This window comes from Neotamlana sargassicola, from assembly GCF_020523965.1.
Lineage (GTDB): Bacteria > Bacteroidota > Bacteroidia > Flavobacteriales > Flavobacteriaceae > Neotamlana > Neotamlana sargassicola.
The window spans coordinates 287,665-306,090 of the sequence record NZ_JAJAPX010000003.1 but is presented as its reverse complement, the minus strand read 5'-3'; the positions used below and the strand labels follow the sequence as shown (position 1 = coordinate 306,090).

Annotated in this window: 18 protein-coding genes; 13 read left to right on the top strand and 5 right to left on the bottom strand. The window is 31.8% G+C overall.

Going from position 1 to position 18,426, the window contains the following annotated elements; translation table 11 throughout:
- Positions 1-28 precede the first annotated feature (28 nt).
- Positions 29-1,045: an L-glyceraldehyde 3-phosphate reductase gene (mgrA, locus tag LG651_RS09285; RefSeq protein WP_226695857.1), complete on the top strand. Its 1,017-nt coding sequence runs from the start codon at positions 29-31 to the stop codon at positions 1,043-1,045.
- On the opposite strand, the gene LG651_RS09280 is transcribed toward mgrA, so the two are convergent.
- A complete protein-coding gene (locus LG651_RS09280; protein WP_226695856.1) occupies positions 1,035-1,703 on the bottom strand; it encodes a hypothetical protein in 669 nt (222 codons plus the stop codon). The two genes, mgrA and LG651_RS09280, sit on opposite strands and share 11 nt — an antisense overlap.
- A gap of 239 nt (positions 1,704-1,942) precedes the next feature.
- Between LG651_RS09280 and LG651_RS09275 the strand changes: the two genes are divergently transcribed.
- Positions 1,943-2,497 carry an ExbD/TolR family protein gene (locus tag LG651_RS09275; RefSeq protein ID WP_226695855.1) on the top strand — a complete coding sequence of 185 codons (555 nt, stop codon included), beginning with the start codon at positions 1,943-1,945 and terminating at the stop codon, positions 2,495-2,497.
- 2 nt (positions 2,498-2,499) lie between these two features.
- Here the strand turns inward: LG651_RS09275 and LG651_RS09270 are convergent, their stop codons facing one another.
- Both LG651_RS09270 and LG651_RS09265 read right to left on the bottom strand, forming a co-directional pair.
- Positions 2,500-2,916 carry a 3D domain-containing protein gene (locus LG651_RS09270; protein WP_226695854.1) on the bottom strand — a complete coding sequence of 139 codons (417 nt, stop codon included), beginning with the start codon at positions 2,914-2,916 and terminating at the stop codon, positions 2,500-2,502.
- Between the two features lie 4 nt (positions 2,917-2,920).
- On the bottom strand, positions 2,921-4,897 hold the full coding sequence (locus tag LG651_RS09265) for an alpha-ketoacid dehydrogenase subunit alpha/beta (RefSeq protein ID WP_226695853.1): 1,977 nt from the start codon (positions 4,895-4,897) through the stop codon (positions 2,921-2,923).
- Positions 4,898-5,044: 147 nt separating this feature from the next.
- Here LG651_RS09265 and LG651_RS09260 point away from each other — a divergent pair, with 147 nt between their 5' ends.
- From LG651_RS09260 to LG651_RS09220, 9 genes are all read left to right on the top strand, one after another.
- Positions 5,045-5,995, top strand: a complete 951-nt coding sequence (locus LG651_RS09260) for an isopenicillin N synthase family dioxygenase (RefSeq protein WP_226695852.1) — start codon at positions 5,045-5,047, stop codon at positions 5,993-5,995.
- 4 nt (positions 5,996-5,999) lie between these two features.
- Complete coding sequence (locus LG651_RS09255) at positions 6,000-6,329, top strand: translation initiation factor (protein WP_226695851.1); 330 nt, start codon at positions 6,000-6,002, stop codon at positions 6,327-6,329.
- A gap of 3 nt (positions 6,330-6,332) precedes the next feature.
- Entirely contained in the window at positions 6,333-7,274 is a 942-nt protein-coding gene (locus LG651_RS09250; RefSeq protein ID WP_226695850.1) for a DUF1835 domain-containing protein, read from the top strand.
- A complete protein-coding gene (locus tag LG651_RS09245) occupies positions 7,264-8,139 on the top strand; it encodes a nucleoside phosphorylase (protein WP_226695849.1) in 876 nt (291 codons plus the stop codon). Before LG651_RS09250 ends, LG651_RS09245 begins: the two co-directional genes overlap by 11 nt.
- 11 nt (positions 8,140-8,150) lie before the next feature.
- Positions 8,151-9,005 carry a substrate-binding domain-containing protein gene (locus LG651_RS09240; protein ID WP_226695848.1) on the top strand — a complete coding sequence of 285 codons (855 nt, stop codon included), beginning with the start codon at positions 8,151-8,153 and terminating at the stop codon, positions 9,003-9,005.
- Between the two features lie 81 nt (positions 9,006-9,086).
- A complete protein-coding gene (gene drt3a / locus LG651_RS09235) occupies positions 9,087-10,568 on the top strand; it encodes an antiviral reverse transcriptase Drt3a (RefSeq protein WP_226695847.1) in 1,482 nt (493 codons plus the stop codon).
- A 1-nt stretch (position 10,569) separates the two neighbouring features.
- A complete protein-coding gene (gene drt3b, locus LG651_RS09230) occupies positions 10,570-12,711 on the top strand; it encodes an antiviral reverse transcriptase Drt3b (RefSeq protein WP_226695846.1) in 2,142 nt (713 codons plus the stop codon).
- Between the two features lie 324 nt (positions 12,712-13,035).
- Positions 13,036-13,623, top strand: a complete 588-nt coding sequence (locus LG651_RS09225) for an EF-hand domain-containing protein (protein ID WP_226695845.1) — start codon at positions 13,036-13,038, stop codon at positions 13,621-13,623.
- Between the two features lie 195 nt (positions 13,624-13,818).
- Positions 13,819-14,868: a TlpA family protein disulfide reductase gene (locus LG651_RS09220; RefSeq protein WP_226695844.1), complete on the top strand. Its 1,050-nt coding sequence runs from the start codon at positions 13,819-13,821 to the stop codon at positions 14,866-14,868.
- 76 nt (positions 14,869-14,944) lie between these two features.
- Here the strand turns inward: LG651_RS09220 and LG651_RS09215 are convergent, their stop codons facing one another.
- On the bottom strand, positions 14,945-15,892 hold the full coding sequence (locus LG651_RS09215; protein ID WP_226695843.1) for a phosphoribosylaminoimidazolesuccinocarboxamide synthase: 948 nt from the start codon (positions 15,890-15,892) through the stop codon (positions 14,945-14,947).
- A gap of 193 nt (positions 15,893-16,085) precedes the next feature.
- Positions 16,086-17,039 (bottom strand): PhoH family protein, encoded by a 954-nt coding sequence (locus LG651_RS09210; RefSeq protein WP_226695842.1) that lies wholly within the window; start codon positions 17,037-17,039, stop codon positions 16,086-16,088.
- A gap of 157 nt (positions 17,040-17,196) precedes the next feature.
- On the opposite strand from LG651_RS09210, the gene LG651_RS09205 reads away from it, so the two are divergent.
- Together LG651_RS09205 and LG651_RS09200 are read left to right on the top strand one after the other, a co-directional pair.
- A complete protein-coding gene (locus tag LG651_RS09205; RefSeq protein WP_226695841.1) occupies positions 17,197-18,090 on the top strand; it encodes an SAM hydrolase/SAM-dependent halogenase family protein in 894 nt (297 codons plus the stop codon).
- 14 nt (positions 18,091-18,104) lie between these two features.
- Positions 18,105-18,401: a putative quinol monooxygenase gene (locus LG651_RS09200; protein WP_226695840.1), complete on the top strand. Its 297-nt coding sequence runs from the start codon at positions 18,105-18,107 to the stop codon at positions 18,399-18,401.
- Positions 18,402-18,426: the final 25 nt, after the last annotated feature.

Genomic DNA, 18,426 nt, shown 5'->3' with positions numbered 1-18,426 from the left:
AACTTTCATTTTTAAACTGAACTAAATCATGCAGATAAACGATAAATCGGGAGTGGTAAACTACCAAGCAAACCCAAATAGATATAATGAAATTAGTTATAACCGAAGCGGAAAAAGCGGCATTCTTTTACCTGCTATTTCATTAGGTTTATGGCATAATTTCGGTTTTATTGATAGTTTGCAAAACGGAAGAGAAATTTTAAGAACGGCTTTCGATTTTGGAATTACACATTTCGATTTAGCCAATAACTACGGTCCACCATTTGGTTCTGCCGAAGAAAATTTTGGGATTATTTTTAAAAATGATTTTAAAAATTACCGCGATGAACTTTTTATTGCAACAAAAGCCGGATTCGATATGTGGCCAGGGCCATATGGTAATTTTGGCTCTAGAAAATATTTAATAGCCAGTTTAGATCAAAGTTTAAAACGCATGGGGCTCGATTATGTTGATATTTTTTATCATCACAGGCCAGATCCAGAAACTCCTTTGGAAGAAACCATGCTTGCCCTAGCCGATATTGTTCGCCAAGGAAAAGCTTTATATGTTGGAATTTCGAATTATAATCCTACAGAAACGGCCGAAGCTGCGAAAATATTAAAAGAGTTAAAAGTACCGTTTATTTTACACCAAGCGCGCTATTCTATGCTCGATAGATGGGTTGAAAACGAGTTGCTTGAAACATTAGAAGCAAACGGTGTTGGCTGCATTGCTTTTTCTCCTTTAGCTCAAGGAATGCTTACCGATAAATATTTGAATGGCATTCCAGAAAACTCTAGAGCAGCTAAAAATTTAACGTATTTGCAAAAAGAAACCGTAAATAAAAATATTGAAAAGATTCAAAAATTAAATGAAATTGCGCAAAACCGAAACCAAAAACTCTCTGAAATGGCCATTGCGTGGATTTTGAGGCAAAAACAAGTAGCCTCTGTACTTATTGGAGCAAGCTCACCAAATCAACTCAAAGAAAATATAAAAGCACTCAATAATTTAAGTTTTACAGCTGAAGAATTAAAAGAAATTGATGTAATCACTATTCCTTAATAACTATTATAGTCACTTTTACGCCTTGTGCTAATGCCCAAACTTTTTTTGAAACAACATTGTCCCATTCGTCTACAATTTTATAAGCCGCGGTGTTAGGTTTAAACTCACCTTCATTAACGGCAAAAAAGTCTATTTTGTTAAACCCATCTACCAATTTTAGTTTAAAACCAGAGTAACCATCACTTAAATACGCCGCTGGTTTTACAATATCATCGTTTACTAAAATTCGCAGTACATCGCCGTCTACACGACCGTAATCTCTGTATAACACTTTAACGTAATCAGATTTTGTTCTATAATCGCCCCAATAAGCATCTTCTTTTAAACCTGAAAACTCACCATGGCCTTCTGGCAAAACCACTTTGTTTAATTTATCTAATTTACTTGAGTAAAGTTCTCCAGGATTTCCAAATTCTTCCTCAGGAAACATAGAAAATTCTTTTTTAGGAAGCTCTAGATTAGGAGAAACCTTTGGTGTGTTTAAACCAAATTGAGTATTGCTTTTTGGGTTAGTATTAGAAAATACATTACTTACAGCAGAATCTTTTTTAGTTTCTACTGCCGGAATAGAAATTGATTTTTTACCGCTATCTATTTGAGAATAACTAGATAACGAAATCAATAAAATAAAAATTAAAATGTATTTAGATGACATAAATTCTATAAAAAACAATTTTAATAACAACTTCAAATATATTTAATAATTAATCATTCAGCGAACAGACAATTAATTTTTAGTATCTGTTTAACAATAATTGTACCTAAAAACTATTTTAATTGAAAATTATATTAATTTCTTGATTTTTTACGCAATTTATTAAATGATTGTTTTTTAGAATATTATGGTATTGTTTTTGTGATTTAAGTTTTTATTAACATTTTAAACTTTTTATTATGAGACATTCACAACAATCGCCACAAGTAAATGCCGGTTCTATGGCCGATATCGCATTTTTACTACTCATTTTCTTTTTAGTAACTGCTACAATTTCTTCAGATGCAGGTTTAAACAGGCAGCTACCTAAAAATTGCCCTACCGGAGATTGCAATGCTATAATTGCAGATCGAAACATCTTAACCATTTTAATTAATGAAAAAGATGAGTTAATGGTACAAAATAACCGAATTACCATTAATGAACTGCAGACAATAGTTATTAATTTTGTTGATAATAACGGCGATAAATCCTGCGGTTATTGTAGCGGAGAACAAAACCCAAAAGCTTCAGATAACCCCAATAAAGCCGTTATTTCCCTTCAGGTTAGCGATTTAACAACCTACAATAAGTTTATAGAAGTACAAAACGAATTATCGAAAGCATATTATGTTTTAAGATGTAATTACAGCAAACAAAAATTTAATAAACTACCTGAAGATTTAGGTAAAACAGAACTAAACCAAGTTAAAGAAGCATATCCGTTTATACTGTCTGAAGCAGAAACAAAATAAAATTACTCTTGGTTTTTAGGTAATCCGTAATCTATACAAACCCGTTTTTTTCCCCATTGTAAAGCGGAATCGACATTTACACCCATGTAAATATCTATACGGTTTCGCCATCGAGAGTGCATTTTATCTTTAACTAAATATACTCCAGTTAATCCTTCAATTTTAACTGGAGTGTTATGTTTTAGTCCCCGACTTAAAAGATCGCGCGACACTGCAATGTACTTTAAACCAGGTTTTAAACTATCTCCAAAAGCTGTAATATTAGGATTTGAACTCGTTTGATATTTTAAAGAATTATACGCCGTTGCAGTTACCAACGCAGAATTCCAGCTAAATCCATCCTCAAAAGTGGATGTTTTAGTTTTATGGTCTTCACATGAAAACAAAACTATCAGCAATATAAAACAGAGTTTTTTCATAAATTTAATATGCTAATAAAGCCTTTAATTCGGTTACAAAGCGAGATTTTGCTAGATATTGATTTTCCAAGCTTTTAGCAAAAGGAATAGGCGTATCTAAACTAGCTACACGTTTTACAGGCCCATCCAAAAACTCAAAACAATGTTCCATAATTAAAGCAGAAATATCACTTGCTATACCACCAAAAAGCGAATCTTCTTGTAAAATAATTGCTTTTCCTGTTTTTTTAACCGATACATATATAGTCTCAGTATCTAATGGTTGAAGTGTTCTTAAATCTATTAAATCTGCCGAAATATCTAAATTGGATTCTAATGTATCCAAAGCCCAATGTATTCCTGCGCCGTATGAGATAATAGTAACATCGCTACCAGATTTCACCATACTCGCTTTTCCAAAAGGTAAAGTGTAATAATTTGTTGGTACATCTTGCCGAATACTTCTATATAAAGCTTTATGCTCGAAAAACATCACCGGATTCGGGTCGTTAATAGCTGTATTTAACAAGCCTTTAGCATCAAAAGGAAATGCAGGATAAACCACCTTTAGTCCTGGCGTTTTAGTAAACCAAGCTTCGTTAGTTTGCGAATGAAATGGACCAGCACCAACACCGCCGCCACAAGGCATTCTAATTACCACATTGGCTTCTTGTTGCCAACGGTAATACGATTTTGCTAAATAATTTACAATGGGGTTAAATCCGGACGAAGCAAAATCGGCAAATTGCATTTCTACAATCGATTTCATTCCAGCTATTGACAAGCCCATGGCGGTCTCCACAATGGCAGATTCACAAATAGGTGTATTTCTAACACGATCTTTACCAAACTGCTCAACAAAACCTTCAGTTATTTTAAAAACACCGCCATATTCAGCAATATCTTGTCCCATAATAATCAAATCATTATGGCGTTCCATACTTTGTTTTAAAGCTTCACTTATAGCATCAACAAACCGAATATTTTCTGTGTTTTCTTCATGCTTAAATTCTTGATATTTAATATTTTTAAACACATCATTTAATTCATTACTTATGGTTGAATTTATTTCTTCTTCTTCAAAAACAAGGTGTAAATTAGCTTCAATATCATTTGTAATGGCTTCAATAATTTCTAGTTCAAAGTCTTCATTTAAAATTGAGTCCTCGAATAAATAACTTCTAAAGTTATCAATAGGATCTTTGCTTCGCCATACTTCTAAAAGTTCATCAGGAACATATTTGGTACCACTCGCCTCTTCATGTCCACGCATTCTAAAGGTTTTAAATTCCAATAAAATAGGTCGTGGGTTTTCTCGAACACTTTTTGCTAATTCGCTTACTTTTTTAAACACTTCAACAATATTATTACCATCAATAATATGGCTTTCCATACCGTAACCTAAAGCTCTATGGGCCAAATGTTCGCAGTTATACTGTTCGTTTGTTGGTGTTGACAAGCCATAACCATTATTTTCAATACAAAATAAAACAGGCAATTGCCAAACAGAAGCTACGTTTAAGGCCTCGTGAAAATCGCCTTCGCTTGTACCACCTTCGCCTGTAAAAACAGCAGTAACTGTATTTAATTTTTTAAGTTTAGATGCTAGCGCAATACCATCGGCAACCCCTAATTGAGGCCCTAAATGCGAAATCATACCTATAATTTTATAATCTTGGGTACCAAAATGGAACGACCTATCTCGTCCTTTTGTAAAACCTGAAGCTTTACCTTGCCATTGCGCAAAAAGACGGTTTAACGGTATATTTCGCGTTGTAAAAACCCCTAAATTACGGTGCATCGGTAATATGTATTCTTCATTATTTAAAGCCATTGTTACACCAACCGAAATGGCTTCTTGCCCAATACCCGAAAACCATTTACTAATTTTTCCTTGCCGTAATAAAACAAGCATCTTCTCCTCTATTAACCGAGGTTTTAGCATGTTTTTATACAATTCTGTTAAAACAGATTTTGAAAGGTTATATTTTTTGAAGTCCATAAATATTTAACAATTAAACCTTTAAAAATTAACAAGGAATACAATCAAATATACTATAAATTGTAAAAATGTAAATTAGTTTCAGGTTACTAGAAAATTCGATTGTTTTCGTACATTTGTATTTACACGTATTTTAAAAAACTTCAAATGAATAGTATTCCTAGCGTAAATTTAAAAGATTTTACCTCTAACGATCCAGATAAAAAACAACAGTTTGTAAATGCCATTGGAAAGGCCTACGAAGAAATTGGTTTTGTAGCTTTAAAAGGGCATTTTTTAGATGATAATTTAGTTGAAAGACTTTACAATGAGGTAAAAAACTTTTTTGAATTACCTGTTGAAACCAAACAGAAATACGAAATTCCAGGTATTGGTGGTCAACGTGGTTATGTATCGTTTGGTAAAGAAAGTGCGAAAGGTAAAAAAGAAGGTGATTTAAAAGAATTTTGGCATTTTGGGCAGTATGTTGATGATAATGATGAATTAAAGGCCGAATATCCAGATAATGTAAATGTTAGCGAATTGCCAGAATTTAATAAGGTAGGAAAAGAAACTTACCAAATGCTTGAAAAAACGGCAAAATATGTACTTCGTGCCCTAGCATTACATTTAGGTTTAGAAGAAACTTATTTTGATGCTTTTATACACAACGGCAATTCTATTTTACGCCCTATACATTACCCACCAATTACCGAAGAACCTAAAGAAGCCGTTCGTGCAGCAGCACATGGCGATATTAATTTAATTACACTTTTAATGGGTGCTCAAGGTAAAGGCTTACAGGTACAAAACCATAAAGGTGATTGGATCGATGCTATAGCAGAACCCGATGAGCTTATGATAAATGTTGGCGATATGCTTTCGCGCCACACTAACAATAAATTAAAATCTACCATTCACCGTGTTGTAAATCCGCCAAAAGAACTTTGGGGAACTTCGCGTTATTCAATTCCATTTTTTATGCACCCTGTTAGTAGTATGAAATTAGATGTTTTAGATAGTTGTGTAGATAGTGAAAACCCAAAGCAATACGAAGATATTACCGCTGGTGAATTTTTAACAGAGCGTTTAATTGAACTTGGTCTTATAAAAAAGTAAATAAATGGATTTACAAGACCAGCTCAAAAATTTATTCCCCGATCATAAACCCGAAGAAACCCCATCGAATATAGATGATGCATCTGATATTTGGATGCAAGACGATCCTATAATTTGTAAATACGAGAAACGTAAAGGTAAACCAACTACTATTTTAGAAGGCTATACTGGAGCCACCGAAGACTTTAAACAACTAGCAAAAGAAATAAAAACAGCACTTAGTGTTGGCGGTAGTTTTAAGGATGATAAAATTATTATTCAGGGCGATTATCGCGATAAAATCATGTCTATTCTTAAAAATAAAGGCTTTAAAGTAAAGCGCGTTGGAGGCTAAATTATGGGTAAAAAACAACTACACATTACAAACGGAGATGCATTAACTCAAGTTTTAATTGATTTAAATATTGATGGCGAAATTATAGTGTGGCACGAAATGTTGTGCGAAGGGCCTACACAAGAATTTATATATTCGCAGGATTTTTTAGAGAAGAGAAAAACTTTTTTTGATGAAACTTACGATATTGAAATTGATGAAAATAGAATAATTTCTGAACTTGGAAAACTTGATAATGCCAATGCTTATTCCGAAATTGTGTTGTGGTTTGAATATGATTTGTTTTGCCATATAAATATGGTAGCAGCCATAAGTTTGTTGCAACAGAAAAAAATTAACTTGCCTATTTATTTAGTTTGTAGCGGAAGAATTGAGGGTGAAAAAGATTTAAAAGGATTAGCTGAAATTTCATCAAAACAATTACAAAAACATTACAAAAACAAAACGCTTTTAACCAAGGAAGATATTGATCTCGCAACAACCGTTTGGGGAATTTATTGCGGTATAGATCATAATTTGTTAAAACCTTTTATAGTAAAATCATCTTCGTTTAAATATTTAAGCAATTGTTTAAAAGCGCATTTAGAACGATTTCCCGATAGCGTAACGGGTTTAAATATTTTAGAAACAAATATTTTAAAAATAATTAAAGAACATGACATTAATTCTAAAAACCACTTGTTAGGATACGCGCTAAACTACCAAGGTTACTACGGATTTGGCGATTTACAAATGTCTAGAATAATTAATAAGCTTGATTTATTTTATACCGTTGAAGACAATAAGATAGTATTAAACCGGAAGGGTCATGAAGCTTTATTAGGTAAATACAATGTTTCAAACGAAGTTAACAATAACATTTGCTATGGTGGTATAGAACGATTAAATTATCAATTTAGTAAAACCGAAAACAAGCTAATCAAATCTGCACTAAATGTCTATTAAAGAATCTGAACTCATACTTAATCCAGATGGCAGCGTATACCACTTAAATTTAAAACCCGAACATGTTGCCAAAACCATAATTTTTGTTGGTGACCCCGATCGGGTTGAAAAAGTAACTTGCCATTTCGATTCCATTGAATTTACAACCCATAAACGCGAGTTTAAAACGCAAACCGGATATTATAAAAACAAGCGTATTTCAGTTATTTCAACCGGAATAGGTTCTGATAATATTGATATTGTTTTAAACGAATTAGACGCACTTTTTAATATCGATTTACAAACTAGGCAACCTAAAAAAGAGTTAACAAGTTTAAATATTATCCGCGTAGGAACTTCGGGTTCGCTTCAAAAGGAAATACCAGTAAATTCTGTTTTGGTTAGCGAATATGGTTTAGATATTAATGGCACACTTCAATTTTATGTTACAGATAATATAAGTCATTCTAATATCGAGAAAGCTTTTATAAACCAAACCAATTGGAGTAAAAATAAATCAAATCCTTTAGCTATAAAATCTAGCGAAAAGCTATTTAAAATATTTTTTAATAATAACACCTATAAAGGTATTACGGTTACTGCCAATGGATTTTACGGACCACAAGGAAGGGTGTTACGCCTGCCCATTCAAGATTCAGATATAAATTCTAAACTTGAAAGTTTCAATTTCGAAAATTTAAAAATCACAAATTTAGAAATGGAAACCTCGGGAATTTATGGTTTGTCTGCACTTTTAGGGCATCATGCTATTTCATTAAATGCGATAATAGCAAATAGGCCAAGTGGAACTTTTAGCGAAAACCCTTCAAAAGTAATTGAAGATTTAATACTTTATGCCCTAAACACAATTGTAGAACAAATCTAACCACGATTTAAATGAAGAAAATTAACATTGGAGGAGTTCCAGAACACTTTAATTTAGCTTGGTATTTAACGCTAAAAAACGGCGAGTATAAAGAAGAAAACATAAATTTACGTTGGCACGATTATCATGGTGGTACAGGAGCCATGTGCAAGGCATTACGAAATAAAGAAATAGATTTAGCGGTAATTTTAACCGAAGGAATTATTAAAGATATTATTGCAGGAAACCCAAGCAAAATTGTACAAACTTTTGTGCAAACACCTTTGGTTTGGGGCATTCACGTTGCTGCAAATTCTCCTTTTAAAACCATCGAAGATATTAAAGGTACAAGAGCAGCAATAAGCCGTTATGGTTCAGGTTCACATTTAATGGCATACATAAATGCCGAAAACCATAATTGGGATTTAAAGTCCGATTTAAATTTTGAAGTAATAAAGGATTTAGATGGCGCAGTAAAAGGCTTAACAGAAGGTGCTGCCGATTATTTTATGTGGGAAAAATTTACCACAAAACCGTTGGTAGATAATGGTACTTTTAGGCGCATTGGTAACTGCCCTACACCTTGGCCTTGTTTTGTAATTGCTGCACGAGAAGAATTTATTGAAAACAATCCTGAAGAATTAAAAACCATCCTGGAGATAATTAATAATACAACGCTCGATTTTAAAGACATACCAAGTATAGATAAAACAATAGCAAACCGTTACGAACAACAATTAGAAGATGTACAAGAATGGCTTAGTATTACCGAGTGGTCGCAATCTTTAATTGATAAAGATACCGTAATGAAAACGCAAAAAGAATTATTAGCACTCGATATTATCCCAGAAATTGCAGATTATGAAGAGTTGATTTTTAGAGTTTAAATTTAATTAAACTCTAACTTAATGAAGGTGTTTATAATACGAGTTGTAGCCAATACGAGAAAAACATAAAGAAACCTATAAATGCTAGACCAATCATTCTCATATGAAAATTTTAGAATACTCCTTGATGTTGAAAATAGGAAAGGTCGTTACCTTGAAGATAAAGTATTTTTCAATACAGACATTTTTAAAAAATCAAGAGAGGTTTCCGACTCTATAATTGCAAAAAATAAAGAAATAAGGGAAGAGGCTTACAAAGTAAAGTCGATAACGAAAATCGAAGATAGGGATTACACAAAACTTGATAAGTTAAACTCAGAGAAGGACGAACTTAAAAAAACTAGAGAAAAAGAACTTGAAAACATTTTAATAAAAATAGCAGAAAAAACAGATGTTGAAGATTATGAATTAAAAATCAAAAAAGGACAAATAAAGTGGGGTAGTCAATTATATGAGATTGAACATAATCCTGAAAATTATTTTGTTACTAAACAGTTACAGAGAAACATCTATAAAACATTTAAAGTTAAACAAGCTAACAGAAAGGTAATTGTTGACCAATTAAAATTATTACTTGATGATGGCTTTCCTAAAATAATTATCAGGACAGACATTAAAAAATTCTACGAGTCCATCCCACATAAGGAACTTTTAGCCAAAATTGAAGAAAATAGTCTACTTAGCTATCCTTCTAAGAAAATCATAAGACAAGTTTTAAACCAATACTGGAAAATATTAATAACAGACGGGATAAAAACAAATGATGATGAACGTGTAGGAATACCAAGAGGTATCGGATTTAGTGCTTATTTAGCTGAATTATATTTAAGACGTTTTGATAAAAAAGTTAAATCATTAAATAACGTAACCTATTACTGTAGATATGTAGATGACATTGTTATCATAATAACTCCTAATCATAAAAATGAAAGTAAGTCAATTAAAACTTATAAAAATGAAGTTAAAAACATCTTATTAAGTTCAACCAGATTAAAAATAAACACAATCAAAACAAAGGTAATTGACCTGACACCGAACAATCAAGACAGAAAAAGATCTATCAAATATGAATTAACATATTTAGGCTATAAATTTATAATATCTTACAGTAAAAAAGAGAAATCAATTACCAAAGATGATATTCAAATCTTCATGTCTGATGACAAATTAGAAAGGTATAAGAAAAAAATAGACAATTCATTTTCAGATTATTATACTTCAATTGCAAAATATTCAGCTAAGAAAAGCTCAACTGAAAGAATGCTATTAAAACGAATAAAGTTCTTAACTAATAATCATCAACTACTAAGAAGGAAAAGTAATGTTTTTATTGGTATTTATTTTTCTAATGAGTTTCTAAGTATACCTTATTCTGATTTAAAAAAACTCGACAAGTACTTAAAAGGTAAAATAACAGCATTACCTTCTTCTACAAATGGTCAACTTATCGATAAACTAAAAAAGATGTCTTTTGAAAATGGTTTTAAAACAAAAAGCCTAGTAAGATTTAATACAAAATCATACAAAAATGGAAAAATGACTCAAATCTGGAAAAACTTGTAGAATGAAAAAGAAAATTCCAATATCATATTCCAAAGAACGAGTTGTTTTGTCGGATGTTTTACCGTATGAAACACCAGTAACTTTTTCCAATAGATATTTTTATAAATATTTAATAAACAGTCAAAAATTCCATAACAAACATAACAAGTTAAAAGGTAAAGAGAAAGCCGATTATAAATTAAAATACGGAAAAGCATACTCTGAAATAGAATCAATTCTTTTTGGTGTTAAGGAAAAGACTAAACCATTTAGGTTTAATATCACACATAAAAAAAATGATTTTAGGGAATTATGCGTAATTCATCCTGTTAGCCAACGTAAGATGGTAGACTTTTATGAAAAATATAAAAACATAATAGTCTATTATTCCTCATTAAGTCCTTTTTCAATTAGAAAGCCATCCAAGGTAGCAAATTTTACATTTTACAATGATGTACTTCATAAAAGAAATGAAGATAAAGACTTGCAACACTCCCAAATTGAACAAGATGATAGTGAGTACGAAAACTTAAAATCATTTTTTAGTTACAGAAAATACAGTAACATCCATAAATTTTATGAATCATATCAATTTCATAGAAGCGAAAAAAAGTATAATAAACTACTAAAAATAGATATCACAAAATGTTTCGATAGCATATACACTCATACTCTTCCTTGGGCATTAACAAACAAAAGAATAGTTAAATCAAATATTAATTCACTAGAAGCTACTTTTGGTGGTAAGTTTGATTGTATAATGCAAGACCTAAATGCAAATGAAACAAATGGGATTATTATTGGACCTGAATTTTCAAGAATATTTGCCGAATTGATTTTACAACAAATAGATGTTAATATCTACGAAAGACTAAAATCAATAGATTCTAAAGGAAGTAATTTAATACATAAGGTCGATTATGAGATTTTTAGATATGTAGATGACTACTTTATCTTTTACAATGAAGAATCACAGATTGATAAAATAACTGAAGCATTTAAGTTATCATTAAAAGAGTACAAAATGTACTTGAACGATAAAAAGTCATTATTATATTCCAAGCCAATAATTACTGAAATAAGTATTGCTAAACAAAAAATAAATGACCTCTTTAATAATCATTTAGTTTTAAAAGAAAAAGAAATAATAGAAGAAGAGAATGAGCAATCAAATTCAATACTATATTTCAGTTCTAATAATGTAATAACTCGATTTAAATCAATCATTAAAGAATCTGAAGTAGAATACAAGGACATAATGAATTACACATTGGCTGTCCTAGATAATAAAACTAAAAAATTAATCAAAAAGTATAAAAATTTTGAAGAAGAAATCACCATTAAAACTCAAAAAGAATTTGAAAAAGGGTTTTTAGAAATTCTTGATGTAACATTTTTTTTATACTCTGTTTCACCCAAAGTTAATTCAACAATCAAAGTTTGTCTAATAATTGACAGAATTAATAGTTTTTTGAAAAAAAACAAAACAAATCAATATAAAGAACCTTTCACTTCTAATAATAAACATAACATTTTCAAAAAAATATCAGATGAAATAAATTTAATTCTTAACAAAAATAAAAGCAAAAAAGAAACTCAAATTGAGACGCTTTATCTCTTAATTGCATTAAGTCAATTAGGAAGGGAATATAGATTAAATATAAATGTTTTATGCTCATACTTTAATGCAACAATTAAACAAAATGATTCTGTAAATTTTAATAGTGAATTAAACTATTTTTCAATAACTGTTTTGCTCTTTTATATTAAAAACATTAAAGCTTACTCTCCTATTTTGGAAGAGTTGAAAAATGTTATTCTAGAAAAATTTAAAACAGGTAAAATTTATGGCTGGAAAGATGATACAGAATTAATATTACTTTTTTTTGATATAATGACTTGCCCATATCTAAATAACGAAGTCAGGTCACATCTTAAATGGAAAGTTAAAGATGCTAAAACAAGAGGTTCAAAAAGTTTAAAAATCTATATTAAAGAGTTAAAAGATGAAAAATATAAGTACAAAAAAGAATTGTTATCTTTAGTCGATATTCAGGACAATCAAATTACATTAATTGAGCAAGAAAAATTCTGGTTTACAAAATGGACAGAGTTTGATTTTGGATTAGAACTCCAAGCTAAAAGAAGTCAAGAAGTGTATTAAGGCATACCGTAACTGACAGCTAGCAATAGCGACACACACAAACGGTGTAAGCAAACTCTATAGCTGAGTTCTTACTAAAAAGTAGTCTGAGTCAGGGGCTACTTTTAATTAAACTAATAAAATGTACTAGCTACAACATTGTATAAAAATAATAGCGGTTAATCGCTTAAACAAAACTAAATTTATAAATTAAACAACAGTAACATACTGAAAGGTAAGCTCATAAAATCCGCTACTATTCTTATATGTTACCGTTGTGTGCAATTTAACGCAAGCTCTATTCACTAAATTGATAAAACCTTACGAAAAGTAAAAAAATATAATATGAAAATAGTAAAGAAAATTTTAATTGCTTTAAGTGTTACTTTATTCGTTTGTTGTGGTGCAAACAATAAGAAAGCCAAAAACAATGCTACCCAACAAGACAGTATGTTAAACAATGAAAATAGGCCACCACGACCTCCAAGACATGAAGACCACCGTACTCCATGCGAAGCTTTAAAAGAAGGCCCTACGGGTAGTAGTGAACATGGACCAATGGACAATGCTGACCTAAATAGAGATGGAACAGTTTTGCGTGAAGAGCTAGAAGCTTTTATGCAGCAGGGAGAATACAGAAGAGTAACTATAATAAACTTCTTTGACCTATTTGATACGGATAAAAATGGAAAACTAAGTGACACAGAGTTCACAAAAGTTAACCCCAATCATAGTTTTAATGGTACTGATGCCAATGGAGACTGCATAGTTACTAGAGAAGAGGTTGTTGCTTATGCAAATGAAAAAGGGCGAAGTTATCGTAAAATTGGATTAGATAAATTCTTCGACTTAGTTGATGTTAACGGAGATAACAAAGCTACTCCAGAAGAAATTGAAGCGGCACACGAAAGCGGGCTTCTCGCACGATTTTAATTAAATGTGACTAAAACTTACAAAAGCACTAAAAGCTGTACTCTACATAATTAATTACTGGTGAAAGCCTATTTACTAAAATAAGAGCTTTTAACATATAATTTATTGTGCAAATATGCTAATGTTAATATTTACCAAAATAAACCGTTTTCCCTCTCATAATTAATACCTTTAAAATCTAAAATTTTAAAACGCATGAAGAAAATCCTTTTAGGTGCTTTTGCCTTAGTAGCTGTGATTGCTTGTAAACAAGCCCCCAAAGATTACATAACCCTTACTGGAAAAATTACCGATAAAAACAGCGATTCAATCTTAATTAGAACACGTACCTATTCTAAAACCATAAAAGTTAACGAAGACGGAACCTTTAGTGATACTTTAAAAGTTGAACCAGGGATTTATAATTTTTATGATGGTGCCGAATCAACAAATATTTTCCTAAAAAATGGTTTCGAAATTGATATCGCTCTTGATACTAAAGCCTTTGATGAGTCTATTACTTTTACAGGATCTGGAGCTGAACACAGTACTTTTTTAGCTAAAAATGCCTTAATGCAAGAAGAATTATTAAACATTGATGCCCTTTCGGAATTAAATGCAGAAGAGCTTGAAAATGAATTAAACGGAATAAAAACAAAACTATCAAACTTTTACTCCGCCAATAAAAATATAGACACTTTAATAACAAATGGCCTAAATAAAAGTTTAGAACCTATGCTACTTTCTTATAAGCGCTATTTATCTCAAGGTATTGCTTTAAGAACGGCATTACCAAAAGGAGCACCATCGCCTACTTTCGATAATTTTGAAAACGTTAAAGGTGGCACAACATCGTTAAGCGATTTAAAAGGAAAATATGTTTATATAGATGTTTGGGCTACTTGGTGCGGACCATGTAAAGTTGAAATTCCTTCATTAAAAGCTTTAGAAAAAGAATACCATGGTAAAAACCTTGCCTTTGTAAGTCTTTCGGTGGATGATGGACGAGGTTATAGAGCCGAAACCAGAGAAAAATCGGCCGAATTAGCCAAAGAAGGCTGGAAAAAAATGATAGCTAATGAAAACCTTGGTGGTATTCAAGTAATATCTCCAAACGGATGGCAAACCGATTTTATTCAAAACTATAAAATTAGTGGTATTCCACGATTTATTTTAATCGATCCTGATGGTAATATTGTATCTGCTGATGCTCCAAGACCGTCGAGTAAAAAAATTAAAACATTATTATCGGAGCTCAATATTTAAACTGATAAGTAACGATATAAAAAAAGGTTTCGGAATTTAATTCTGAAACCTTTTTTTTATTTAATTTTTTTATGAATTAACCTAAATACTCCAAAACATTAGCTTCTATCCTACTTTGAATATCGCTAACATCGCCTTTTACAAAGGTTTCCCCTGTAATGTTTTCGTAAAGCTCGATGTAACGTTCGCTAACAGTTTCAATATATTCGTCGCTCATGTGTGGTACGGTCTGTCCCTCTAAACCTTGAAAGTTGTTTGAAATTAACCATTGGCGCACAAACTCTTTACTTAATTGTTTTTGAGCTTCGCCTTTATCTTGACGTTCTTGGTAGCCTTCGGCATAAAAATAACGCGAGGAATCTGGCGTGTGAATTTCATCAATTAAAACGATTTTACCATCCTTAGTTTTTCCAAATTCATACTTCGTATCCACTAAAATCAGGCCTCGTTTTGCAGCAATTTCGGTACCACGTTTAAAAAGTTTACGCGTATAATCTTCTAAAACAATATAATCTTCTTCTGAAACGATACCGCGTTTTAAAATGTCTTCACGCGAAATATCTTCATCGTGATCGCCCATTTCGGCTTTTGTAGCTGGCGTAATTATTGGTTCTGGAAACGCATCGTTTTCTTTCATGCCTTCTGGCATTGGCACGCCACAAAGCATGCGTTTTCCCGCTTTGTATTCGCGAGCTGCATGACCACTCATATAACCACGAATTACCATTTCTACTTTAAATGGCTCGCATAAATGACCAACCGCAACGTTAGGATCGGGTGTAGCTACTAACCAATTAGGAACCAAATCTTCGGTATCCTTCATCATTTTTGTGGCAATTTGGTTTAATATTTGCCCTTTAAACGGGATACCTTTTGGCATTACTACATCGAATGCCGAAAGTCTATCGGTTGCAATCATTACTAATTGTTCGTCGTTTATATTATATACTTCTCTTACTTTTCCTTTATATACACTTTTTTGATTGGGAAAGTTAAAATTTGTATCTGTTATTGTATTACTCATTATTTTGGCTTTTAGCCTTTAGCATTCAGCTATTGGCGCTCAATATTTTTGGTTTTTGTTTCTGCTCTTAAAATTAATTGCAAAAGTACATTTTTTGTTGGTTTACCCCTAGCCCCGATTGAAGCGGCATCCTTTTTTGCCATTAAAAGCAAAAAAGATATAGCGGAAAGCGGGATTAGCTTCTAATAAAAAATTAGTCTCTGTTTTCAATACTTTTGTAGGCTTCTATTACTTTTTTAACTAGGGAATGACGAATGACGTCCTTGTCGTCTAAAAATATCATGCCCACGCCCTCGACATTTTTTAAAATTAACAGCGCTTCTTTTAAACCTGAAATGGTACGACGCGGTAAATCTATTTGTCCGGGATCGCCAGTTAATAAAAACTTAGCATTTTTACCCATACGTGTTAAAAACATTTTCATTTGGGCATGTGTTGTATTTTGGCCTTCGTCTAGAATTACAAAAGCATTATCGAGTGTGCGACCACGCATAAAGGCTAAAGGCGCAATTTGAATGGTGCCATTTTCGATGTAATGTGCTAGTTTTTCTGGCGCTATCATATCGCGTAAGGCATCGTAAAGTGGCTGCATATACGGATCGAGTTTTTCTTGTAAATCGCCTGGTAAAAACCCTAAATTTTCGCCAGCCTCAACAGCAGGACGCGTTAAAATAATGCGCTTAACTTCTTTATTTTTTAAAGCTTGAACTGCCAGTGCTACACCTGTGTAGGTTTTACCTGTTCCTGCCGGCCCAATAGCAAAAACCATATCGTTTTTGTGCATGGTTTCAACTAATTTACGCTGGTTCGCTGTTTGTGCTTTAATTAAACGACCGCCAACACCATGAACAATTACTTCGCCACTTTGCTTAGAGGTGGTGTAATCGTCGCTGCTTTGGCTGGTTAAAACGCGCTCAATGGTGTTTTCATCAATCTTGTTATATTTTCCAAAATGTTTTAACAACATGGTAATTCGCCTATCGAATTCTTCGAGTAATTCTTCGTCGCCAAAGGCTTTAATTTTGTTTCCTCGTGCAACAATTTTAAGCTTAGGAAAGTACTTTTTTAATAATTCGATATTAGCATTTTGAGCTCCAAAAAACTCTTTTGGGCTAATTTCTTCAAGTTCAATGATAATTTCGTTCAAAAGTGTAATTTTAGGTTTTAAAATTCGTTCTGATTATTTAAAAATAAATTCCAAATCAGACCAAATGATTTATTAGTTTTGTAAAACTAAGTGATACTTCTCAAAAATACATAAATTTGAGAGACCGTTTACTAAAAACATATCAACAATTTTACACATGCCAATTATAACATTAACCACCGATTTTGGTGCTAAAGATTACTTTACTGGTGCGACAAAAGGCGCAATTTACAGTGAGTTGCCTGATGTTACAATTGTTGATATCTCTCACCAAGTATCGCCATTTAATATTCCAGAAGCGGCTTATATTATACAGAATGCTTATAGCAGTTTTCCTAAAGGAACTATACATATTATTGGTATAGATTCTGAGTTAAATGAAGAAAATAAACACATTGCTATAAAACTAGACGACCATTATTTTATTTGCGCTAATAATGGTATAATGAGCATGATTTGCGCCGAAATAGCTCCTGAAAAAATTGTAGAAATTAATATACATGATAAGCTAACTTCTAGTTTCCCGGTGCTCGATGTGTTTGTAAAAGTAGCTTGCCATATTGCACGAGGTGGTACTCTTGAGGTTATTGGGAAATCTATTAATGAAATAAAACCAATAAAGAATATTGTGCCTTACGTTAATGAAGATAAAACACAAATTATTGGTAGTGTTATTTACATTGATAATTACGGGAATGTTGTAACGAACATAAAACGAAGCTTTTTTGAAACCATTCAAAAAGGTAGAGCTTTCGAAATTTCGGCACGTCATTATAAATTTAAAAAGATTTATAAAAAATATAGTGATATTGTAAATTTTGACATTGCTGAAAATAAGCGAAACGACGAAGGCAAACGTCTTGTTGTTTTTAATTCTGGTGACTTTTTGGAAATTGCCGTTTATAAAAGTAATCCGGCAACTGTTGGCAGTGCTTCTACCCTTTTAGGCCTAGAACCTTTAAATACTATTAGTGTGCATTTTATACCAAATAAAGTGGTTAACACACCTGATAATATGCCGCAAGCTTTAAGTAATACCAACAAATATTAATTAAAATTTATACTATGTTAATTCGTATAGTGAAAATGGGGTTTTACAAACAGAATATTGAGGTATTCTTAGAAGATTTTAACGCCCATAAACAAGACATAAGAAATTTTGAAGGCTGCCAGTTTTTAGAGCTATATCGCGATGTAAACGATCCTACCGTATTTTTTACATATAGCTATTGGGAGAATGAAGATGCGCTTGAAAACTATAGAAAATCCGATTTATTTAGCCAGGTTTGGGGTAAAACAAAGCCATTATTTAGTAAACCACCAAAAGCTTGGAGTGTAGAAAAACTTTTAAGCTTAGAGTAAAAATCAATAATTAGGTTTTATTAAA

Excerpts from the sequence above, each read along its gene's own strand:
- LG651_RS09260 (WP_226695852.1), top strand. The coding sequence starts at position 5,045 with ATGAATAGTATTCCTAGCGTAAATTTAAAAGATTTTACCTCTAACGAT.
- LG651_RS09265 (WP_226695853.1), bottom strand. The coding sequence starts at position 4,897 with ATGGACTTCAAAAAATATAACCTTTCAAAATCTGTTTTAACAGAATTG.
- LG651_RS09220 (WP_226695844.1), top strand. The coding sequence starts at position 13,819 with ATGAAGAAAATCCTTTTAGGTGCTTTTGCCTTAGTAGCTGTGATTGCT.
- LG651_RS09270 (WP_226695854.1), bottom strand. The coding sequence starts at position 2,916 with ATGAAAAAACTCTGTTTTATATTGCTGATAGTTTTGTTTTCATGTGAA.
- LG651_RS09275 (WP_226695855.1), top strand. The coding sequence starts at position 1,943 with ATGAGACATTCACAACAATCGCCACAAGTAAATGCCGGTTCTATGGCC.
- LG651_RS09205 (WP_226695841.1), top strand. The coding sequence starts at position 17,197 with ATGCCAATTATAACATTAACCACCGATTTTGGTGCTAAAGATTACTTT.
- mgrA (WP_226695857.1), top strand. The coding sequence starts at position 29 with ATGCAGATAAACGATAAATCGGGAGTGGTAAACTACCAAGCAAACCCA.
- LG651_RS09215 (WP_226695843.1), bottom strand. The coding sequence starts at position 15,892 with ATGAGTAATACAATAACAGATACAAATTTTAACTTTCCCAATCAAAAA.
- drt3a (WP_226695847.1), top strand. The coding sequence starts at position 9,087 with ATGCTAGACCAATCATTCTCATATGAAAATTTTAGAATACTCCTTGAT.
- LG651_RS09245 (WP_226695849.1), top strand. The coding sequence starts at position 7,264 with ATGTCTATTAAAGAATCTGAACTCATACTTAATCCAGATGGCAGCGTA.
- LG651_RS09240 (WP_226695848.1), top strand. The coding sequence starts at position 8,151 with ATGAAGAAAATTAACATTGGAGGAGTTCCAGAACACTTTAATTTAGCT.
- LG651_RS09280 (WP_226695856.1), bottom strand. The coding sequence starts at position 1,703 with ATGTCATCTAAATACATTTTAATTTTTATTTTATTGATTTCGTTATCT.
- LG651_RS09200 (WP_226695840.1), top strand. The coding sequence starts at position 18,105 with ATGTTAATTCGTATAGTGAAAATGGGGTTTTACAAACAGAATATTGAG.
- LG651_RS09225 (WP_226695845.1), top strand. The coding sequence starts at position 13,036 with ATGAAAATAGTAAAGAAAATTTTAATTGCTTTAAGTGTTACTTTATTC.
- LG651_RS09255 (WP_226695851.1), top strand. The coding sequence starts at position 6,000 with ATGGATTTACAAGACCAGCTCAAAAATTTATTCCCCGATCATAAACCC.
- LG651_RS09250 (WP_226695850.1), top strand. The coding sequence starts at position 6,333 with ATGGGTAAAAAACAACTACACATTACAAACGGAGATGCATTAACTCAA.
- drt3b (WP_226695846.1), top strand. The coding sequence starts at position 10,570 with ATGAAAAAGAAAATTCCAATATCATATTCCAAAGAACGAGTTGTTTTG.